At 45.2% G+C, this 566-nt stretch carries 1 protein-coding gene; it reads right to left on the bottom strand.

The window, feature by feature from the left end:
• Positions 1-463, bottom strand: a 463-nt coding sequence (locus CHK_RS02360) for an Ig-like domain repeat protein (protein ID WP_160295574.1), incomplete at its 3' end; no start/stop codon positions are given.
• Positions 464-566: the final 103 nt, after the last annotated feature.

Here is a 566-nt window from a genome sequence, read left to right as displayed (position 1 = left end):
GCTGGGTGGGATTCGTTGTCCCAAAAATAATGCCATCCGTTTTCGATGCACCTGCAACACCTGTTACTACAAGTGTCTCCTGTTTGCTCGTCTTATTTCCTTTTTGGTCCGTCGCCGTAAAGTTAAACGTATATGTTCCTGCACGATAAGAGAATGCTCCCATACTAAAATACATATCATACACGCCATTGCCTTTGGCATTCATCTGGTAAGTCTTTTTCCCATTCACTCCTGTCGTATCATCCCATACCTCCGCCGTTACAGATGCAACGCCAGAAGAATCCACAATATCGCTTACCTGTACTGCAAATCCGCGCTGTACTTCCGGTTTCGTCGTGCCAAACGTTACGTTTCCTATTTCAGGAGCTTGCAAGTCCTCTTCAAACGTAAGTGTTTTCTTATCAACAACATAATCCACTCCAGCTGTATCCACCACATGTGCTTCAACCGTGTAATCACCCAATGTGTACCCAAAGCCAGAAATATGGAAATAGGCGCTCCAGTTTCCTGTTCCGTCATTATTGCAATTATACCACTTTGCAGCTCCTTGCCCTTTCGAGTTCGGC

Source organism: Christensenella hongkongensis (assembly GCF_000981035.1).
Classification (GTDB): domain Bacteria; phylum Bacillota; class Clostridia; order Christensenellales; family Christensenellaceae; genus Christensenella; species Christensenella hongkongensis.
The sequence above is the reverse complement of the archived record's forward strand: the minus strand, read 5'-3'. Positions and strand labels throughout refer to the sequence as shown.